This window comes from Roseateles sp. P5_E11, assembly GCF_054049355.1.
In genome coordinates this window covers 1-3,021 of sequence record NZ_JBFUMO010000652.1, presented here as the reverse complement: position 1 = coordinate 3,021, position 3,021 = coordinate 1, and the positions used below count along the sequence as shown (strand labels likewise).

The 3,021-nt window shown below is 66.7% G+C and carries 5 protein-coding genes; 3 read left to right on the top strand and 2 right to left on the bottom strand.

From position 1 onward, the window contains the following. From ACXJKR_RS28610 to ACXJKR_RS28600, 3 genes are all read left to right on the top strand, one after another. Nucleotides 1–435: helix-turn-helix domain-containing protein (locus ACXJKR_RS28610; RefSeq protein WP_457325718.1), on the top strand; the 435-nt coding region annotated here is incomplete at its 5' end. Nucleotides 436–499: 64 nt separating this feature from the next. Then, nucleotides 500–1,111, top strand: a complete 612-nt coding sequence (locus ACXJKR_RS28605; RefSeq protein ID WP_457325717.1) for a LysE family translocator — start codon at nucleotides 500–502, stop codon at nucleotides 1,109–1,111. A 133-nt stretch (nucleotides 1,112–1,244) separates the two neighbouring features. Further along, nucleotides 1,245–1,961 (top strand): substrate-binding periplasmic protein, encoded by a 717-nt coding sequence (locus ACXJKR_RS28600; protein WP_457325716.1) that lies wholly within the window; start codon nucleotides 1,245–1,247, stop codon nucleotides 1,959–1,961. A gap of 3 nt (nucleotides 1,962–1,964) precedes the next feature. On the opposite strand, the gene ACXJKR_RS28595 is transcribed toward ACXJKR_RS28600, so the two are convergent. Together ACXJKR_RS28595 and nadE are read right to left on the bottom strand one after the other, a co-directional pair. Continuing rightward, nucleotides 1,965–2,303, bottom strand: a complete 339-nt coding sequence (locus ACXJKR_RS28595; RefSeq protein ID WP_457325715.1) for a P-II family nitrogen regulator — start codon at nucleotides 2,301–2,303, stop codon at nucleotides 1,965–1,967. A gap of 34 nt (nucleotides 2,304–2,337) precedes the next feature. Continuing rightward, nucleotides 2,338–3,021 (bottom strand): NAD(+) synthase (gene nadE, locus ACXJKR_RS28590; RefSeq protein ID WP_457325714.1); only part of this gene is annotated, 684 nt, incomplete at its 5' end.

The following is a 3,021-nucleotide window of genomic DNA, read 5'->3' as shown; positions in this document are numbered from 1 at the left end:
ACGGCACGCTTTCGCGCCCTGTTCGACGCGGTCACCACGGACGACGCGTTGCACTTCGACGCCGAACTGCTGACACTGACCGCGCGGCTTTTCAAGCCCTCGTCGGTAGAGCGCCCCGCCGTGAGCGCCGGTGTCACCGCCGCGCGCGAGCGCATTGACGACGATCCCGCTGCCGAACTGACGCTATCAGGCTTGGCCACCGATGCGGCGATGAGCCGCTACCAGTTCCTGCGCGCCTTCACGCGCCTGACCGGCCTGCCACCGCACGCCTACCTGCTGCAGCGCCGCGTACAGCGCGCGCRCCGGCTGGTGCGCCAAGGCCTGTCGCTGGCAGAGGCCGCCGCGGCCAGCGGATTCGCGGACCAAAGCCATATGACGCGCTGCTTTGTGCGCAACTTCGGCTTGACGCCCGGGGTGTTGGCGCGCAGCCGCTGAAATTTCGTTCAAGACCCGCCGGCGGCATCCGCCGCAGCATGGCGCCTCCACCAAGGAGCGCCCCATGAACATCGAATTCCTGACCGTGTCCCTGCTCGTCGTCGCCTCCCCCGGTACCGGCGCGGCCGTGACCGTGGCCGCCGGCTTGTCGCGCGGCGCGCGCACGGCCGTCATTGCGGCCTTGGGCTGCACGCTGGGCGTCGTGCCCCACATGCTGGCGGCCGTCACGGGCCTGGCGGCGCTGCTGCATGCCAGCAGCCTGGCCTTCGAGGCCGTGAAGTTCGCGGGCGTGGGCTATCTGCTCTACATCGCCTGGATGACCTGGCGCGAGCAGGGGGTGCTGAAGATCGAGGCCGATGGMGCCAAGCGCTCGGATTGGGAGGTCATTCAGCACGCCGTGCTCGTGAACCTGCTCAACCCCAAACTCTCGATGTTCTTCCTGGCTTTCCTGCCGCAGTTCATCGCCCAGGACGAGGCGGCGCCGACGCTGGCGATGCTGCAGCTGTCGGCCATCTTCATGGCCATGACCTTTGCGGTCTTTGCGCTCTACGGCGCCTTCGCGGCGCGCATGCGCGAGCAGGTCCTGGGCAGCCGGACGGTGATGGCCTGGCTGCGGCGGAGTTTTGCGGCGACCTTCGTGGCCCTGGGCATCAAGCTCGCGCTGACGCAGCGCTGAGGTGCCACCGCATGGCGCCCGGCGCGCCAGGCCGCTATGCTGGACTGCAAACCCGCCGAGGCCGGCCGTGCCAAGAGAACTGCTGCTGCACTGCTGTTTCGCTGCCTGTGCATCGAGCGCGGGCGCTGAGCCGTTGCGCGAGGTTGATTTCGGAACGCAACTGTTCCCGCCCTATATCGTGGAACTGCAGGGGCGCGCCTCYGGACCGATGGTCGACGTGCTGAACGCGGCCTGCCGAAACCTGGGCTGGAACTGCAACTCGCGCATCTACCCCTGGCGCCGCGCCATCGACCTGATGGAGAAGGCCGAAATCGATGGCCTCTTTCCGGTGCTGGATGTGCCGTCGCGCTACGCCCGGATGTGGATGAGCGTGCCCGTCGTCGATGGTCGCTATGTCTTCTTCTCGCGCCGCGGCGTGGACTTCGTCTACCGCGGCTCCGAATCCCTGGCGGGCCACGAGATCRGCGTCTACGGTCCTTCGGGCACCGCGATGACGCTGCAGGATCTGGCTGCCGGCGGACCGGCGAAGATCAGGTTGGAGCGCGACAACCTGGTCGCACTGAAGATGCTTGCCGCGGGCCGCTATGGCGACCAGGGCCTGGTGTTCGCCAACGAGCAGGTGGCACTGTGGCTGTTGGCCAGCAATGCGATGACCGGCCTGCAATCCTCGGGCGGCGCCAAGGACATCTACTACGTCTTCGGGCTGACGCGCAGGCGCATGTCCCAGGCGGACTTCCACGCCTTCGACGAGGCGCTCAAGGAGCTGTGCCGAACGGGCCAGACGGCCGACCTGGTCAAGCCCTACGGCGTACCGGCCTCGGCCTGCACGGCAGCGCCGGCGCGGCGTTAAGCGTCAGACGGCGRCTTCGTCCGTCTCGCCGGTACGGATGCGCACCACTTGCTCGACCGGCAGCACGAAGATCTTGCCGTCGCCGATCTTGCCGGTCTTGGCGGCCTTCAGGATGGCGTCGATGCAGCGGTCGACCTCGTCGTCCTTCACGACGACCTCGACCTTGACCTTGGGCAGGAAGTCGACGACGTATTCAGCGCCGCGATAGAGCTCGGTGTGCCCCTTCTGGCGGCCAAAACCCTTGACTTCGGTGACCGTCAGGCCCGACGCGCCTACTTCGGCCAGCGCCTCGCGCACTTCGTCGAGCTTGAAGGGYTTGATGATGGCGGTGATTTGCTTCATTGCGAGCGCTCCAGTTTGCGAGGTTCACCCAAGTTTACGCACGGAACCTGGAGGTGATGGGATATCTCCAGTCGCGACCAAAGCCGCGGTGGGTGATGCGGATGCCCACTGGCGCCTGGCGGCGCTTGTACTCGTTGATCTTGATCAACCGGGTGACGCGCTCGACGTCCTCCGGCTTGAAACCGGCGGCAACAATTTCGGCGATCGACTGATCCTGCTCCATGTAGCGGGCCAGGATGGCGTCCAGCACCGCGTAGGGCGGCAGGCTGTCCTCATCCTTCTGGTCGGGGCGCAGCTCGGCCGAGGGCGGGCGGGTGATGATGCGGTCGGGGATGATCTCGGCGCCTTGCGCATTGCGCCAGCGGGCGAGGCGGAACACCAGGGTCTTGGCCACGTCCTTGATGACGGCAAAGCCGCCCGCCATGTCGCCATAGAGCGTGCAGTAGCCGGTGGCCATCTCGCTCTTGTTGCCGGTCGTCAGCACGATGCTGCCGAACTTGTTGGACAGCGCCATCAGCAGCGTGCCGCGGATGCGGGCCTGGATGTTCTCCTCGGTGGCATCCAGCGGCAGGCCCTTGAACTCCTCGGCCAGCGTGGTGTTGAAGGCATCGAACATCGGCACGATGGACTTCTCGTCGTAGTGCACCCCCAGGCGCTCGGCCATGTCGCGAGCGTCGATCCAGGAGATGTCGGCCGTGTAGGGCGAAGGCATCATCAC